The organism is Arthrobacter sp. 01N444 (genome assembly GCF_056399305.1).
Genome location: NZ_JBFTRB010000008.1, coordinates 110,707 through 126,640, shown reverse-complemented (window position 1 = coordinate 126,640; position 15,934 = coordinate 110,707). Strand labels below are relative to the sequence as shown.

At 67.8% G+C, this 15,934-nt stretch carries 15 protein-coding genes; 8 read left to right on the top strand and 7 right to left on the bottom strand.

Going from position 1 to position 15,934, the window contains the following annotated elements; all coding sequences use genetic code 11:
- Positions 1–5: 5 nt before the first annotated feature.
- Positions 6–2,054 carry a TPM domain-containing protein gene (locus AC1DKN_RS11745; RefSeq protein ID WP_476871336.1) on the bottom strand — a complete coding sequence of 683 codons (2,049 nt, stop codon included), beginning with the start codon at positions 2,052–2,054 and terminating at the stop codon, positions 6–8.
- 296 nt (positions 2,055–2,350) lie between these two features.
- Here AC1DKN_RS11745 and AC1DKN_RS11740 point away from each other — a divergent pair, with 296 nt between their 5' ends.
- The 6 genes from AC1DKN_RS11740 to AC1DKN_RS11715 all read left to right on the top strand — a co-directional run bounded on the left by AC1DKN_RS11740 (position 2,351) and on the right by AC1DKN_RS11715 (position 8,942).
- The gene (locus AC1DKN_RS11740; RefSeq protein WP_476848767.1) at positions 2,351–4,081 is read left to right on the top strand and encodes a S1C family serine protease; all 1,731 of its coding nucleotides are present in this window, start codon (positions 2,351–2,353) and stop codon (positions 4,079–4,081) included.
- Positions 4,082–4,336: 255 nt separating this feature from the next.
- The gene (locus tag AC1DKN_RS11735; protein ID WP_230008547.1) at positions 4,337–5,137 is read left to right on the top strand and encodes an electron transfer flavoprotein subunit beta/FixA family protein; all 801 of its coding nucleotides are present in this window, start codon (positions 4,337–4,339) and stop codon (positions 5,135–5,137) included.
- 16 nt (positions 5,138–5,153) lie between these two features.
- Positions 5,154–6,104, top strand: coding sequence for an electron transfer flavoprotein subunit alpha/FixB family protein (locus tag AC1DKN_RS11730; RefSeq protein ID WP_223913937.1), 951 nt, complete (start codon positions 5,154–5,156; stop codon positions 6,102–6,104).
- A gap of 4 nt (positions 6,105–6,108) precedes the next feature.
- Positions 6,109–6,888 (top strand): PIG-L deacetylase family protein, encoded by a 780-nt coding sequence (locus tag AC1DKN_RS11725; protein WP_230008546.1) that lies wholly within the window; start codon positions 6,109–6,111, stop codon positions 6,886–6,888.
- A gap of 74 nt (positions 6,889–6,962) precedes the next feature.
- Positions 6,963–7,493 (top strand): gluconokinase, encoded by a 531-nt coding sequence (locus tag AC1DKN_RS11720; RefSeq protein ID WP_028277966.1) that lies wholly within the window; start codon positions 6,963–6,965, stop codon positions 7,491–7,493.
- A 54-nt stretch (positions 7,494–7,547) separates the two neighbouring features.
- Positions 7,548–8,942: a GntT/GntP/DsdX family permease gene (locus AC1DKN_RS11715; protein ID WP_223913985.1), complete on the top strand. Its 1,395-nt coding sequence runs from the start codon at positions 7,548–7,550 to the stop codon at positions 8,940–8,942.
- A 136-nt stretch (positions 8,943–9,078) separates the two neighbouring features.
- On the opposite strand, the gene AC1DKN_RS11710 is transcribed toward AC1DKN_RS11715, so the two are convergent.
- From AC1DKN_RS11710 to AC1DKN_RS11695, 4 genes are all read right to left on the bottom strand, one after another.
- A complete protein-coding gene (locus tag AC1DKN_RS11710) occupies positions 9,079–9,978 on the bottom strand; it encodes an anti-sigma factor (RefSeq protein WP_043436603.1) in 900 nt (299 codons plus the stop codon).
- Between the two features lie 10 nt (positions 9,979–9,988).
- Positions 9,989–10,594, bottom strand: coding sequence for an ECF RNA polymerase sigma factor SigK (sigK, locus tag AC1DKN_RS11705; RefSeq protein WP_223913940.1), 606 nt, complete (start codon positions 10,592–10,594; stop codon positions 9,989–9,991).
- A 307-nt stretch (positions 10,595–10,901) separates the two neighbouring features.
- Entirely contained in the window at positions 10,902–11,369 is a 468-nt protein-coding gene (locus AC1DKN_RS11700; protein WP_026538402.1) for a tRNA (cytidine(34)-2'-O)-methyltransferase, read from the bottom strand.
- An 83-nt stretch (positions 11,370–11,452) separates the two neighbouring features.
- A complete protein-coding gene (locus AC1DKN_RS11695) occupies positions 11,453–12,439 on the bottom strand; it encodes a J domain-containing protein (protein WP_476848771.1) in 987 nt (328 codons plus the stop codon).
- 141 nt (positions 12,440–12,580) lie between these two features.
- Between AC1DKN_RS11695 and AC1DKN_RS11690 the strand changes: the two genes are divergently transcribed.
- Positions 12,581–13,498, top strand: coding sequence for a diacylglycerol/lipid kinase family protein (locus tag AC1DKN_RS11690; RefSeq protein WP_476871335.1), 918 nt, complete (start codon positions 12,581–12,583; stop codon positions 13,496–13,498).
- Positions 13,499–13,559: 61 nt separating this feature from the next.
- Here AC1DKN_RS11690 and AC1DKN_RS11685 read toward each other — a convergent pair whose 3' ends face one another.
- A complete protein-coding gene (locus AC1DKN_RS11685) occupies positions 13,560–13,988 on the bottom strand; it encodes a hypothetical protein (protein WP_476856673.1) in 429 nt (142 codons plus the stop codon).
- Between the two features lie 92 nt (positions 13,989–14,080).
- Here AC1DKN_RS11685 and AC1DKN_RS11680 point away from each other — a divergent pair, with 92 nt between their 5' ends.
- The gene (locus AC1DKN_RS11680; protein WP_476871334.1) at positions 14,081–14,851 is read left to right on the top strand and encodes a helix-turn-helix transcriptional regulator; all 771 of its coding nucleotides are present in this window, start codon (positions 14,081–14,083) and stop codon (positions 14,849–14,851) included.
- Here the strand turns inward: AC1DKN_RS11680 and AC1DKN_RS11675 are convergent.
- Positions 14,793–15,794, bottom strand: a complete 1,002-nt coding sequence (locus AC1DKN_RS11675; protein ID WP_476871333.1) for a DMT family transporter — start codon at positions 15,792–15,794, stop codon at positions 14,793–14,795. The two genes, AC1DKN_RS11680 and AC1DKN_RS11675, sit on opposite strands and share 59 nt — an antisense overlap.
- Positions 15,795–15,934 lie beyond the last annotated feature (140 nt).

Genomic DNA, 15,934 nt, shown 5'->3' with positions numbered 1-15,934 from the left:
ACAGGCTAGAAACTTCCGGAGTCCCCGCCACCGAAGTCTCCGCCGCCGCCAAAGTCGCCGCCGCCGCCCCAGCCGCCGCCGGAGTCATCGCCGCCTCCGCCGCCGCCCCAGCCTCCGCCGCCTCCGCCGTGGAGGATCGAGTTGATGAGGATTCCGCCGAGGATCGCGCCGCCGAGGCCGCCCCCGCCGCTGCCGCCGAACATGCCGCCCCGACCGTAGCCTTGGCCCTGGTTGGCGTAGCCGCCGAATTGGTCGACGTCGGACTGGGCCAGCTGCGCGGCCTGTGCCGCCAGCGCGTAGGCCTGCTGTGCGTACTGCAAGGCCGTGACGGGGTCGGTGCGGGAAATGGAGAGCGCATAGTCCAGGTTCCGCTGGGCTTCCGCCAGGCGTGTGCGCGCGTCGGTGCCTACGCCGCCGCGGCGGGCGGTGATGTAGTCCGACGTCGCGCTGATCTGGGCCTGGGCCGACATGATGCTCTGCTGCAGTGAGGCCTGGGCCCGGCGCGCCTGGTCCTGCTGGTCGCGGATTCCGGCCAGGGACTGGTCGAGTGCCTGGTGGGCCGTGACGACCCGTTCCAGCGTCGCGATCGGATCAATCTTGCCGCCCTGGATTTCCGTTTTGACCTGGGCGAGCGCGGCTTCCGCCGCAGCCACGGGGCCGGCAAGTTCCGGATGGGCGCCGGACTGGATCATCGCCTTCGCCTGGGCCAGGTCCTGCGCGGTATCGACGACGGCGGCTTCGAGGCTGTTGCGTGCCCCGTCGAGGCTGCCGGCCACCTTGGTGATGGCGCCGATCAGCACGTTCGTCTGGTGCAGGCTCTCCTCGGCGGCGCGGACGGCGACCGCGGCGAGGCTGCTTTCACCCGCGGCGAGCTTTTCCTGCGCCGCCGTGGAGGCATTCTGCACGAAGTCGAGACGTTCCTTGGCCTGTTTGATGTTGTCCGCGACCTGGACCAGGGCGCTCTCGGCGTACTTGGCCCGCAGATCGGTCAGTGACTGTTCGGCGGCGGCAAGCTTTGCCTGGGCGTCCGCGGCGCCGGCGCCGACGGCGGCGAGGGCCTGCGGGGCGTTCTTTTCCAGCTCCCGGAGGGAATCGAAATCGGCTTTCTGTTCCTGCAGCGATGCCAGCGCGGCTTCGGAGCGGCCGATGATTTCAACGAGCCAGCTCCGTTGCTGCTCCTCGGTGTCGGGGATGTGGTCGTCAAGCTGCTGCTGCAGCTTGAACGATTCCGTCATGTGGCCCTTGGCCTCCTGCAGAGCCTTGGTGAAATTGCCCACCGCGGCGTCCCCGTATTGGGCCTGGGCGAATCCCAGCTCCTGCTCGCTGGACTTGATGGCGTCATCGGCCTCGATCAGCAGCGAATCGCTCTTCCGGCGCAGCTCGGCCACGCTGAGCCCCGCCAGCGGGTCCGGCTGCCCGCCCTGGGCCCCGGCTGACGCCCCCGAACTTTGCAGGGCCTTCTTCCGGCGGCTGCGCAGGTACAGATACGTTCCCGCACCGCCCACAGCCACGACGCCGACTCCCACGAGGACGGCGCTGCCCGCTCCGGCGCCGGACGGCACCGTTCCGCTGCCGCCGCCCGCCGCGTCGCCCACCGCAGCGGCCGTGTCAATGGCTGCCTGGGCGAAGTCGCGCTTTCCGCCGGCCAGGTTCGGCACGATGGCGTTCTGGACGATGGTGGACGTCTTGGGATAGATGGCGCTGGCCGAGCTGGGGGAGAAGTAGTACTTGCCGTCGTCGGACATGGTCAGGATGACGTCGGCCTTGCCCATGCCCTTGTTGGTCGCGACGGCCTGGGCCCACGCCTTGGGTTCGGCCGGATTCTCGAACGTCTTTGCCGTGATGACGTAGAGGTTGTACTTGTGGTCCTTGAGGAGCTTCTGGATGGCGTCCTGGACTTCGGCCTTGCGGCTGCCGAGCACGTTCGCACTGTCCACGATGTTCTGCCCGGACGGAATGGCCACCGGATCTTCGGCGAGGGCCGGAGCGGCGGGGAGCGCCAGCAATCCAGCGACGCCAAGGACGGCGAGGAAACGATTCAACTTAGACCGCATGTGCAACCCTTCAGCACTTCTGGGACCGGTTCGGTCGAACCAGCCGTCACAGAAAGCAGCAGCGCCCCCACGCAGATGTAAAGCCGCAGGTCGCTGTGGCATTTCCATTTGATTCTATGGTGCACCCAAAAGGCAGTCCACCTAGGGGAATATGCCACCAGCGAAACGGGCTTAAACTGGGAAACACGGGCCCGCAGGCCGCAAACTGTCCGTTCAGGAACCTCCCAGCAAATGTCCGCTCTAGTGTCAGCCTGAGCGTTCATAGTTATAGGCAGACGAGGACGAAAGGAAGTCTCATGACTGAGAACCCAGTGCCGGGTGTGTCACCGGAGCCGACACAACAGAACCAGGAACCGGCGGGAGTGCGGGAGGGCTCGCCGGAGCAGCCGCATGCCGGCCGCGCGCCTGAGGCGGCACCGGGAAGTCCGGCATCCGAAAGCACGACGTCCGAAAACTCAGTAGTCGGAAGCCCGGCGCCCGAGAACCCGACCCTCCGGCTGGACCGCGCCGAGGACGGCGCGCCGCGTCCGGTGTACCAGCAGCAACAGCCCTCCGCCGCGGATACCCAGCAGATCGGCGCCCCGGCCCAGCAAACCGGCCCGTACGGCGGGTTCTCCCAGTCCGGCCAGGGCCAGCCCGCCCAGCCCGGCCACCCGCCCTACGGCCAGTCCCAGCAAACCCCGTACGGGCAGTCGCCGCAAACCCAGTACGGCCAGGCCCACTACGGCGCCAACCCTTACGGCGGCCAGCCGCAGCCGGGTCCGTCCTACCCTTCCGGCCCCGGCTTTGCGAACGACCCGGCGCACGCCCCCAAACGCAAGGCGGCATTCGGCGTCCCCACCCTCGTGGCCAGCATCGTGGCCGCCGGCCTGATCGGCGGCGGCGTGGTGGCCGGCAGCAACGCCCTGCTGGGCGATCGCCTTTCCCCGTCCGCCGCGAGCAACACGAGCCAGGCCGGTCCGGTGATCGTCAACAACAGGGAAGACGTCAACGCCATCAGCGCCGCCGCCCTCAAGGCTTCCCCCAGTGTGGTGACCATCAAAGCGACCAGCGGCAGCGACGGCGGCACCGGCAGCGGGATCATCCTCGACACCCAGGGCCATGTGCTGACCAATACCCACGTGGTGACGCTCGACGGCAAGGCCGCGAACGCCACCATGGAGGTCCGGACGAGCGACGGCAAGGTCTACTCCGCGAAGATCGTCGGTACCGACCCGCTTTCCGACCTCGCCGTGATCAAGATCGACAACCCCTCGGGACTGGTCCCGGCAACTCTCGGTGACTCGGGCAAGCTGAACGTCGGTGACACCGCCGTCGCCATTGGATCGCCGCTGGGACTTACCGGCACAGTCACGGACGGCATCGTCTCAACCCTGAACCGGACCATCAGCGTGGCATCCTCGGCTGCGCCGAAGGGCGGTGCGGACAACTCCCAGGGCGGTGACCAGGGCTTCCAGTTCGCGCCCCCCGGCGGCGGCGAGACTCCGAGCACCGCGGATCAGGGATCCATCTCGATCAACGTAATCCAGACGGACGCGGCCATCAACCCGGGTAACTCCGGCGGCGCGCTGGTGAACACCAAGGGCGAAATCATTGGCGTCAACGTCGCGATCGCCTCCGCCGGCGGCGACGCGGCCAGCGGAAGCAGCAGCGGCAACATCGGCGTGGGCTTCAGCATCCCCATCAACAACGCCAAGCGCGTGGCCCAGGAGATCATCAGCGCCGGCAAAGCCACCCACGGGCAGTTCGGGGTCAGCGTGAAGCCCAAGGCCGCAGGCTCGTCCTCCTCCGGGTTCTCGGTGGGCGCGGAGGTCGCGACCGTCGAGTCCGGCTCGGCCGCAGACAAGGCCGGCATCAAGGTCGGCGACGTCGTGACGAAGTTCCAGAACCTGACCATCAGCGATCCCAACCAGCTCACCGCGGCGGTGCGGGAACAGGCCGCCGGGGCCACGGTCAAGGTGACGGTGCTGCGCGGTGGCCAGCTCAAGGACGTCGACGTGACGCTCGGCGCTGCAGCCGAGCAGTAGAGCTGGGCGGAAGCAAACAGCGCAGCTGTAAATCAAGGCAGCAGCAAACAGGCCGGGCGGCACCGAAAAGGTGCGGCCCGGCCTTTGCCGTCCCGGGCCAGTTCACTGACACAGACCTTAACCCTGGCCGCGCTGCCCGGCGGCTATATGGTTAGCTAGGAACAGCCCGGCTGCCGGGCATTCCGTGGCCATGACCCCGTCAGGGGCGGCTGTCCACCCGCATGGAAGGCTGCTGTAGACACAGTGGAAGAAACTCTGAAAATCATTGTGCTGGTCAAGCACGTCCCGGATGCGCAGTTCGACCGCCACCTCACAGGTGAGGCCAACACGGTGGACCGCTCCGAAAGCATCCTGTCCGAACTGGATGAATACGCCCTGGAAGCTGCGCTGCAGCTGACCGAGGCCCGCGGCGGAGAAGCGGCCGGCAACAAGGTCATTGCGCTGAGCATGGGCCCGGCCGGGGCAGTCAATGCGGTGAAGAAGTCCCTCCAGATCGGCGCCACGGAAGGCGTGCACCTCAGCGATGAGGCCCTGGCCGGTTCGGATGCCGCGGCCACGTCGCTGGCGCTGGCCGCCGCGATCCGCCACCTGGGCGCGGATGTCCCCGCGGACCTCATCCTCACCGGAATGGCCTCCACGGACGGCGAGACCTCGCTGGTCCCGGCACAGCTCGCTGAGCGGCTGGGCCTCCCGCAGGTAACCTTCGCCGCGTCCCTCGAGCTCGACGCCGGCAAGCTCACCGCCCGCCGCGACGGCGACACCCACGCGGACACCATCGAGGCCACACTCCCGGCCGTCGTTTCCGTCACCGACCAGATCAATGATCCGCGGTACCCGAACTTCAAGGGCATCATGGCGGCGAAGAAGAAAACCATCACCACCTTGAGCCTTGCCGACATCGGCGTGGACGCCGCCCAGGTGGGCCAGGCCGGTTCCTGGACCGCCGTCGAGACCGCAGAGGCCCGCCCGCCGCGGACGGCCGGCACCATCATTACCGACGAAGGCGACGCCGGCATCCAGCTGGTCGAGTTCCTGGCCGCCCAGAAGCTGCTCTAAAGGGGATTATCCGAACATGGCAAAAGTACTCGTTTTCATCGACAACCCCGGTGCGGCGCTGAAGAAGTCGAGCCTGGAACTGCTCACCATCGCCCGGTCCCTGGGCGAGACCGTCGCCGCCGTCAACGGCGAACTGCACGACGACGCCGCCTCGACCCTGGCCGCGTACGGCGCCCAGGCACTGTACCGCCCGTCCGCCACGGACCTCGACGACTACCTCGTCGGACCCAAGGCGGCATTCCTGGCCGCGGCCGCCGCCGCCGCCGGTGCGGGCGTGGTCCTGGCCGAGAACTCGGCCGAGGGCAAGGAAATCGCCGCCCGGCTCGGCATCAGGCTCGGCGCCGGCGTCATCACCGACGTCGTGGCCGTGGATCCCGACGGAACGGCGCACAAGTCGGTCCTGGCCGGGTCCTACACCAGCGCCGCGAAGGCGGTGACACCCGTTTCCGTGCTGACCGTGAAGCCCAACAGCATCACGCCCGAGCCCGCGGTCACCGGCACGGCGCCGGAGAGCATCACTGTCCAGGTTCCTGACGTGACCGCGGCTGCCGCACGGGTTACGGCGCGCACCGACAAGCCTGCCAGCGGACGCCCCGATCTGTCCGAGGCGCGGATCGTCGTGGCCGGCGGCCGTGGCGTGGACGGCAACTTTGGTCCGCTGGAGGAACTCGCCGACGCCCTCGGCGCAGCCATCGGAGCCTCGCGGGCGGCCACGGACGCCGGCTGGATCGGCCACGACGCGCAGATCGGCCAGACCGGCAAGACCGTCGCACCGCAGCTCTACATCTCCGCGGGCATTTCCGGAGCCATCCAGCAGAAGGCAGGCATGCAGACCGCGAAGGTGATCGTGGCCGTGAACAAGGACGCCGAATCGCCGGTTTTCGAGATCGCGGACTTCGGCATTGTGGGCGACCTCTTCCAGGTCCTGCCGCAGGCCACCGCCGAAATCAAGAAGCGCAGAGGCTGACCGCATGAGCACCACCGCCGTCCCGGCACAAAGCCCGTTCGACCCGGAGACCACCCGGATTGAGCGGGTGCTTTGTTTCACGGCCCACCCGGACGACATCGATTTCGGCGCAGCCGGCACGGTTGCAGCCTGGACCGCCGCCGGAGTCCAGGTCAGCTACTGCATCATGACCGACGGCGACGCCGGCGGCTTTGATCCGGAGCAGCGCGAGGAAATTGTGCGGCTGCGCGTTGCGGAGCAGGAGCGCGCCGCCGCCCTGGTCGGCGTCACAGACATCCATTACCTGCACCAGCGTGACGGCTACCTCGAACCCTCGCATGAGGTGATGCGCGAGGTGGTGCGCCTGATCCGGCAGCTCCGGCCCGACGTCGTGCTCTCCATGCATCCGGAACGCAACTGGAACCGGATACAGAAGAGCCATCCGGATCATCTCGCCGTGGGGGAGGCGGTGACCCGCGCCGTGTACCCCGCGCTGGAAAACCCGTTCGCATACCCGGAACTGGCCGAGTCCGGGCTGGAGGCCTACAAATTGCCCTGGCTGTGGCTCTTCGCCGGGCCGGAAGAGCGCGAAAACCACTTCGTGGACGTCACCGGGCATGTGGAGAGCAAGCTGGCCGCCATCCACATCCACGTCAGCCAGCACCCCGACGTCGACGCCATGGAGCGCACGGTCCGCGGCCTCATGCTCGGCACCGGGGCCCGCGCCGGACTTCCCGCCGGGCGCAGCGCCGAGGCGTTCCATGTCGTAACAGTCAACGGCCAGGGGACCATCGCCGGTTTCTAGTGTTGCTGCAGCACAACCTCTGCCATATGCTGGCCTCTGTTTAAATCATATTTATTGATGGAAGGCAGACTTTGATGGCGAAGACTGCGCAACACCCCGTTCTTGTGATCATGGGCGTCTCCGGATCCGGCAAATCAACTGTCGCGGGACTTCTGGCCGGCAGGCTGGGCTGGGACCTGGCCGAGGGCGACGACCTGCACCCCGAATCAAACGTGGCAAAGATGCACGCAGGACAGCCGCTGACCGACGAGGACCGGTGGCCCTGGCTCGAAAGCATTGCGGACTGGATCCGGGCCCACACCGGCGCCGGGAATCCCGGCGTCGTGACCTGTTCGGCGCTGAAGAAGCGCTACCGGGACGTTCTGCGCGGCGAAGGGGTGGTTTTCGTGTTCCTCGAGGGATCACGGGACAAGATCTCCGACCGGCTGGCCTCCCGCCACGGGCACTTCATGCCCCCGGCCCTGCTGGAGTCCCAGTTCGACGCGCTCGAAGCCCCCACGGCAGACGAAAACTTCATCTCCCTGTCCGTCTCCGCAACGCCGGCGGAAGAAGCACAGGAAATCATCACCCGACTTAATCTCGACGCCGCCGACGCCAGGCCCTGAGCCTTCCCGCGTTTCGCCGCGACCAAGGAATTTTTTGTGAAATCACTGATAGCAATGCAGCTTCCGGCTGCCGTTGAGGCCGGGACCGGCGTCAATACCCAACTACTGATCATCGCGGGTCTGGGCATCGCCCTGCTCGTGGTCCTGATCGCCAAATTCAAGTTCCACCCCTTCCTGGCCCTGATTCTGGGGTCAGGATTCGTCGGCCTCGCTGCCGGTGTGGAACCGGCCAAGGTGATCATCAACTTCGAGGACGGCGTGGGCGGCGTCCTGAAGGAAGTCGGTCTGTTGGTCGCCCTCGGCGCGATGCTGGGCAAGCTGCTCGCGGACTCCGGCGGCGCGAACCGGGTGGTCGACACCCTCCTGGCAAAGGCCACCGGAAACAAGCTGGTCTGGTCCATCACGCTCGTAGCCGTGATCATCGGCCTGCCGATGTTCTTCGAGATCGGTCTCGTCCTGCTGCTGCCGGTGATCGTCCTGGTCACGCAGCGCTCCAAGATGCCCCTGATGCGCATCGCCATCCCGGCGCTGGCCGGCCTGTCCGTGCTGCACGGGCTGGTGCCGCCGCACCCGGGACCGCTGATCGCGATCAGCGCCGTCAAGGCTGAACTGGGCACCACACTGGCCCTCGGCATCCTCATCGCCGTCCCCACGGTGATTATCTGCGGCCCGCTCTTCTCCCGCCTGGCGGCCCGGTGGGTCCCGGTGGGTGCCCCCGCCGTCGCCGGCGGCGTCGATACCGTGCACGGCGCGGACATGGAGGGCGTCAAGCGCCCGCCGAACTTCACCGTCACGCTGTTGACCATCATCTTCCCGGTGGTCCTCATGCTGCTCAGGGCCGTTGTGGACATCATCTGGCCGGACCCCAAGACGGCCCCCGCGATCCGGATGTTCTTCGACTTCGTCGGGCAGCCGCTGGTGGCGATGACCCTGGCCGTCCTGCTGGCCATGGTGACCTTCGGCTACGCCGTGGGCCTCAACGGCGCCAAGATTACGAGCAAGATCGCTGCCAGCCTGGGCCCGATCGCGGGGATCATCCTGATTGTCGGCGCAGGCGGCGGCTTCAAGCAGACGCTGATTGGTGCCGGTGTGGGTGACTCGGTGAAGGCCTGGGCCGAGGGGACCAACATGTCCGTGCTTGTGCTCGGCTTCATCGTGGCCGTTGCCCTGCGCCTGGCGACAGGCTCAGCCACCGTCGCCACCGTGACGGCCGCCGGCATCGTGGCACCGCTGGCCAGCTCGCTGTCGCCGACGCACGCCGCCCTCCTGGCCCTCGCGATCGGCGCGGGCTCGCTGTTCTTCTCGCACGTGAACGACGCCGGGTTCTGGCTCGTCAAGGAGCTGTTCGGACTCACTGTGGGCCAGACCTTCAAGACCTGGTCCGTCATGGAAACCCTGATCTCCGTGGTGAGCTTCGGCCTGGTCATGCTGCTCTCGCTGGTCATTTAGCCGGGCGGGAAGCCGGCTTGCCGGGACGTCCGCCGGCCACAACACAAAGCCGCCCGGGCCTTGAGTCCTTCTACGGAAGGAGTCAAGGCCCGGGCGGCTTTGTGTGTGCGGGTGGCTTGCTGTCTCCTGCGGGTGGCTAGGCGTCCAGCGGTGCGGCGGCGACGGTCGGCAGGGTAGGCGACGCGGATCCGCCTTCGGGCTCCACGGTGATGCCCAGCGCGGCCGCGGAACCGATGCCCTTGACCACCGCGGGCTTGGACAGGGCTTCAGCGTCCATGAGGCCCTGCGAGACCGGGGCCGAGCCGTCCTTGGGGATCAGCCACATCTGATAGACCTTGCCCACGGGCGGGGCCGGGACGCCGTTCATTTTGACGACGGCGGCATCCTTGGACGGGGAAATCGACACGGTGGCGGTGCCGCCGCCGTTGACGTCGACAGTAGCCTGGCGGACGTCGCTGGCCTGCATCACCTGATTTAGGGGATCGTTCTGGTTGGCCACGTAGGCTCCGACGCCCACACCGCCCAGGGCGATCACGGCTGCTGCGGCGACGCCGATAAGCCAGTTCCGCATGCCCTGCGGGCGGCGGCGCTCTTCCCTGCGCTGGCGGGCCGCACCGAGTTCGTCGGTGGCGGGCAGAGCGGAGCCGTCACGTACCGGATGCGGCAGCACCGGCGTCGCTTGCGGACCCGTGCCGGGAAGCGGCACTGCGGCGGGGGACTGCGCTGCGGCCTGCTCTGCTGTCTGCGCAGGCAAGGATGACATGATCCGGTCCAGCAGCCCGGGCGGAGGCTCTTCCTCTGCGGTGAAGCTGGTGGCCAGGGTCTCCCGGGCCTGCCGGACCCGCTCGTTGAAGGCAGCCCTGTCTGCTGCCGGTGCGGAGGCGAGGAACTGCTCGATTGCGGCGCGTTCGGCGTCGTCCACGGCGTTGAGGGCATAGACCTCGGCAAGGTCCACCACGCGGCCGGACGACAGGTCGGTGGCGATCTCGGCGGTGAAGCCGCCGGGGAGGCGGTTGTTGTTCTCATGTGCGTTCATATCGGTCAATTCAGCTCACCCCCAAGCAGGTCTTCAGTCGGATGAGTCCATCGCGGATGCGGGACTTGATGGTAGGTACCGCGGCATTCAGCCGCTCGGCCACTTCCCGGTAGGTGAGGCCGCCGTAGTACGCCAGCCGGACGGACTCCTGCTGCGTATCGGTCAGCGTCTCCATGCACCGGACCACGGCCTCGGCCTCGAGCCGGCTGCCGACTTCGTCCGAGACGGAATCGTGGTCGATCTCCTGGCTGCTGGCACCGTATCTGGCTTCGCGGTCGGTGGCGGACTGCGAGGACCGGACCTTGTCAACGGCGCGTCGGTGCGAGATCGTCATGAGCCAGGCGAGCGGACTGCCGGCGGCGGGATTGAATTTGGCGGCGTTCTGCCAGACCTGCAGGAAGACTTCCTGGGTGGTGTCCTCACTGAGTTCGGTATCGATCAGGACCCGGCGTGCCATGCCGAAGACGCGCCTGGAGGTGAGGCTGTAAAATTCCGCGAACGCCGTCTGGTCGCCCTGGGCAATCAGTGCCAGCAGGCTGCTGAGCCGGCCGTTGATGTCGGCTGAGGTGTCCGCCGGTGCGGCGGCCTCGGGGTTCGGGGCATTCGGAGTTTCCATCACTCCCAAGCATAGGGCGCTTGCAGCCCAACGCGGGCCAATCGGTGCGGCATGCGTCGAGGGGCCGTCCCCTGCCACGCGGGCAGAGGATCTGTCCAGATGTACTGTTCTCACCTGCCGCTCCTCGCTCCCTTCCGTTTCTCCGCACTATGCCCGGTAGACACAATGTGAGTGGGCGGATTGGTGTCCGCCTTCAGAAGTGATTCGGTGCGCCCCGGCATCTGGATGGGCGTGCTGCGCGGGAATTCTTTCCCGCGGGCCGCCCAGGGGGCCGCCGCACGTCCTGGCGGGCCTTCGCGGCGGACCGCTACAACTTGGCCCCTGCAAACCCGTTCTGGCGCCACGCCTCGTAGACGGCGATGGATGCCGCGTTGGCCAGGTTCAGTGACCGGAGGGCTGGGAGCATCGGCAGGCGCACCCGGGACGTCACCCGGGGACTGTGTTTGACTTCCTCGGGCAGGCCTACGGATTCAGGACCAAACAAGAGGACGTCGCCGGCACGGTAGCGGATGTCTGTGTACGTGGTCTCGCCGTCGGAGGTGAAGGCAAATACCCGTTCCGGCTCGAGAGCGGCCCACGCCGCGTCGATGTCCGGGTGGACGGTCACGACGGCGAGGTCGTGGTAATCAAGGCCCGCCCGCCGGAGTTTGGCGTCGGAGAAGTCAAAGCCCAGGGGCTCCACCAGATGCAGTTCGGCCCCCGTAATGGCAGCCAGCCTGATGGCGTTTCCCGTATTGCCGGGGATTTCTGGGGTGTGGAAGAGGATGCGGAACACCGTCCCATCCTAGCGAGCCGCCGGCGTCGAACGCGCCTCGGGCCTTCCCTTCCCCTGGGCGCAGGGGAGCGCCTGGGCGGAATCTAGTGCATTCCGCGCAGCAGGCGGGCCAGCACGGGAACGTTGACGGTGTTGGGCGCCGGTCCCGAGCCGAGGAACAACTTCAGGCCGCGGGCCAGGCCCGCGGCGTTGACCACCTCGACAAGGCCCGAGCCTTCCCCGTACCCGCTTCCCTGGCCGCCGGGGGCGCGGCGGTGCCGGTCGATGACCGGTTGATGCAGATTGCCGTCCGTGCTGTGGACGACAATCCAGCCGGTGACATTGAGCTCGGGGAATATGTCCTGCATCCGGCGCACGATGTGGCCCAGCTGGGGCGGGGCGACGGAGCGTCCGCCGTGGGTCAACGTGCTGCCGTTCCATGCATAGGCACCCGGCGGCAGCAGCATGGATCCGACGATCGCGAGACGGTACCCGGCAAGGACCGCGTGGTCGATGTGGCTGTTGTCCGCCGGGGACTGCAGCCCGTTGACAAGGCGCGCCGCCGGGATGGTGGTCAGGATCTGCCTGCTGATGAGCTGCACGGTGCGCATCTCGCGTTGGATCCGGGCTTCGGCGCCGAAGATGCCGCGTTTGCGGGGCATGCCGTGGACCTGCTGCCGGGCCACGCTGGCGGGAATCAGCGGCACCGCCGACCCGCCGTCAAACTGCTCGAACGGTGGAACATAGACGGGTGGATCTGCGGCCGTATTCCGCGGCGTGTTCGGCCGGCGCACGTTGGCGGAGGCCCGGCTGCCCGCGGCGGGCGCGTCGAAGTGGGCGCCCTCATCGCCGGCGGGAGACGAATACGCGCCGCCGGATGCGCTGCCGTAGGAGCGGTCGTAGTCCGCGCGGCGCTTGGTGTCGATGAGGGTCTCGTACGCGAGCGTGACGCGCCGAAACGCTGCAGGGTCGCCGCCATGGTCCGGGTGGGCGGTCCGGGCGGCCTTGCGGTACGCGACTTTGATGTCCTTCTCCGTCGCCGTCACGGGGATCCCGAGGACCTGGTAATGCGAGCTGCTGCCCTGCGTCAAACAGAGATCCTTTTCGTTGATGGTGCCGGCGGTGGGAATGCCGGACCGTTCGTGGGCGTCCGGCGTGCCCAGTTTAACCGGCTGGAGGAATAACGACTGCGTGCACAGGGATGGTTCCCGGCGGCTGGCATAATTCAGCGCATGCTGATCGCCGTCGCCGTCAACCCGCGCGCATCCTTTGGCCGGGCGCGGCACGCCGGCAAGGACGCGGCGGCGTACTTCCGTGCAGCCGGGGCGGAGGTCCTGCTGCTGTGCGCGGACAGTTATGCCGGGCTCGCGCAGGCAGTTGAGGCTGCGCTGGAGTCGGGCGTGGATGCCCTCGTGGTGGTGGGCGGCGACGGCATGGTCCACCTCGGGCTTAACGCGATAGCAGGTGAAGGTGCCGGAGCAGGTGCCGGTGCCCGCCGTCGGGTTCCACTGGGCATCATTCCCGCCGGGACGGGCAACGACACGGCCCGTTCGCTGGGCCTGCCGCTGCACGACCTCCCGGCGGCCTGTGAACGGGCCCTGGAGTCTTTGGCCTGCGGCGGCCGGATGATTGACGCCGGCAGGATCACCGCCGGAGGATCCTCCCGCTTGTTTGCGGGCGTGGTCTCGGCCGGGTTCGATGCCGCAGTCAATGAGCGGGCCAATGACTGGCGCTGGCCGCGCGGCAAGATCCGCTACCAGCTCGCCATGCTGCGGGAACTGGCGTCGTTCCGGGCCATCGATTACACGGTGACTGCCGACGGCGAGAAGTGGCAGCAGGGCGCCATGCTGATTTCCGTCGCCAACGGCCAGTCGATCGGCGGCGGGATGAGGATCGTCCCGGGAGCCGCCCTTGATGACGGCTACCTGGACCTCTTCATTGTCAACCGGCTGTCCCGGACCCGGCTGCTGGCCGTGTTTCCCAAGGTCTTTGCCGGCAAGCACGTGGGCCACCCCGCCGTGCAGCTTCGCCGGGTCCGCACCGTGGAACTGTCTGCCGGCAATATCGTGGCCTACGCCGACGGCGAGCGGATCGGGGCGCTCCCGATGACCATTGAGGTCGTTCCGCGGGCCGTCTGCGTCCTGGCGTAGTGGCGTGGCCCGGCGTCTTCGCCCAGCTGCCGGGACCAGTTGCCGGGACCCGCCGTCTGGCCTAGCTGCCTGGCGTCGCGGCCGGCACGGCCTTGCGCGGGGACAGCCTGTTCAGCGCCAGGGCACCCACGAGCAGCCCGAAGTCACGCAGAGCGACATCGTAGAAGCCGCCGAGGACGATCAGGTTGATGATGATGCCCAGCAGCCAGGCGGCCACGAGCACCGATCCGAAGCGCGGGCGCAGCGCCACCGCCACGCCGGCGACGATTTCCACCACGCCAACGATGTACATGATCGTCTGGGCCGGCAGCGGGACCACCTGGGTCACCACGGGCGCCAGGTACATCGTCCAGTCGGTCAAGAGGTTCGTGAACTTGTCCAGGCCGAACAGGATCGGCGCAACCGTAAAGACGGTCCGCAGCAGCAGGAAGGCCTGACGGTCCGCCGTGAGCTGCTGTGCGGGATTGGCGAGGGCTGGGGAAACTTTCATGGCATTGTTCCTTCTAAAAATAGATATCTCGATTTTAGAGGGCCCCGCAGCAATTAAGCAATGATTCTTGTTTTTAGAGATATTCTTGTGTCATGACCAAGCTTCCGTGGAACCACAGGCTGGCGGCGGTCGCGTCGCTGGGAGACGAGAGCCGCAGGAGGCTGTTTGACTTCGTCGCCTCAGCGGCAGATGCCGTTGGCCGGGACGATGCCGCGCAGGCCGTGGGCCTGGCGCGGAGCACTGCCTCGTTCCATCTGGACCGGCTCGTGAAAGACGGGCTGCTGGCCGTGGAGTTCCGCAAGCTCGGAGGGCGGGAGGGCCCGGGGTCCGGCCGGCCCGCCAAGCTGTACCGGGCCGCCGTGGATGAGGTCGCGGCCTCGGTGCCCGATCGCCACTATGATCTCGCCGCCGAGCTGCTGGTGTCCGCGATCGAGGACGCAACCAGCGGCGGCGGTTCGCCGCGGGAGGCCCTGCTTCGGGCTGCCCGCGCGAGGGGGCAGTCGGCGGGTGAGTCGGCAGCCCGCGCAGCCGGCCGCGAGCCGGCGGGGGCCACCGGGGCGGAGCCTGCGGACTCCGCCGGCAGCCCCGATGGCGCCGGCCCGTTCGAGGACTTCCTGGCGGGGCAGGGCTATTGCCCGGCGGACGACGGCGGCGGGGGACTGGTGCTGCTGAACTGCCCGTTCCATCGCCTCGCCGCCGGGCACGCAGACCTGGTGTGTGCCATGAACGGAGCCTTTCTCGGCGGGGCCTCAATGGCCCTGGGGATCGAACCGGGCCGGATCGAAGCCCTCGCCATCGAAGATCTCAGGGAGCAGGGCGGCGCGCGGCCCGGGCAGTGCTGTGCCCGTATTCTTCCATCGTGACCGGACTGCCTGCGTGAGCCTGCCTGCCTGAAGCGGCGGCGGGCGGCCCGGCTTGGGCCCTGCCGGCGGGGTGGCCGGCGTTGCGGGCCTGGCCCTTGATTCCGGTCAGCAGCACGCCGGCGATCACCAGGAGGCCGCCTGCGATCTGCACGAGGGTGAGCGGGGTCCCGAACAGCACGGTGATGATCGCGGTGAAGACCACCATCAGGTTGAGGTAGTTTCCGGCGGTCCCGGACGGGGTGGTTTTCAGCGCCAGGTTCCAGAGGAGATAGGAACCAAGGGACGGGAACAGGGCGATATACGCCATCGACCAGCCTTCGGCCGCGGTATCGGGAAACCGCACGTTCATGGCGAGAGCAAACGGCGCCAGCGTCACGGTTGCGATCACCACCTGCACCGCTGTGGCCGCGACGGGCGGCACATCCAGCCGGCGGGCAACGATGGTGTACAAGCCCCAGACGATGATCGCGCCAATCATCATGAGCTCACCGGTGTTGATGGCGAGGCTGACCACGCGGGCCAGCTCGCCCTGGGTCAGGACCAGCAGCACACCCAGCAGGCCAAGGCAGATGCCGAGCCAGCCCAGCCGCGTGGTCTTCTCACCGAGCAGGACGATCGCCATGACCACAATGAGGGCCGGGTTTGCGGCCGTCACCAGCGAGGCGTTCATCGCGGACGTGAATCCGAGCGCGCCGTAGAGCAGCAGTGTGTAGCCGCTCATGCCCAGGACACTCAGCAGCAGAAGCACGGGCCAGCGGCGCAGCACCGCGCCCCAGTCGGGCCGTTCAATGAGGTGGGCCAGGATCAGCAGCGGCACGGCGGCCAGGCTCCAGCGCCAGAAGGTCAGGTCCAGCGGTGTCATTGAGGCTCTGGCGGTCTGTCCGACGACGAAATTGCCGGACCAGAACAAGGTGGCCAGCACAAGGCAGAGTGGCGCTTTCACCGCTTGAATGTACACCAGCCCCGGGTGCTTCACTGTGCCCTTCACTGTGCCTCACGCCGGTGCCTTCGCCCTGACACTGTGCCTCTGCCCTGAGACTGTGCCTTCGCCCTGGCACCGCGGCGGCCCGGGCGCGCGCAGGT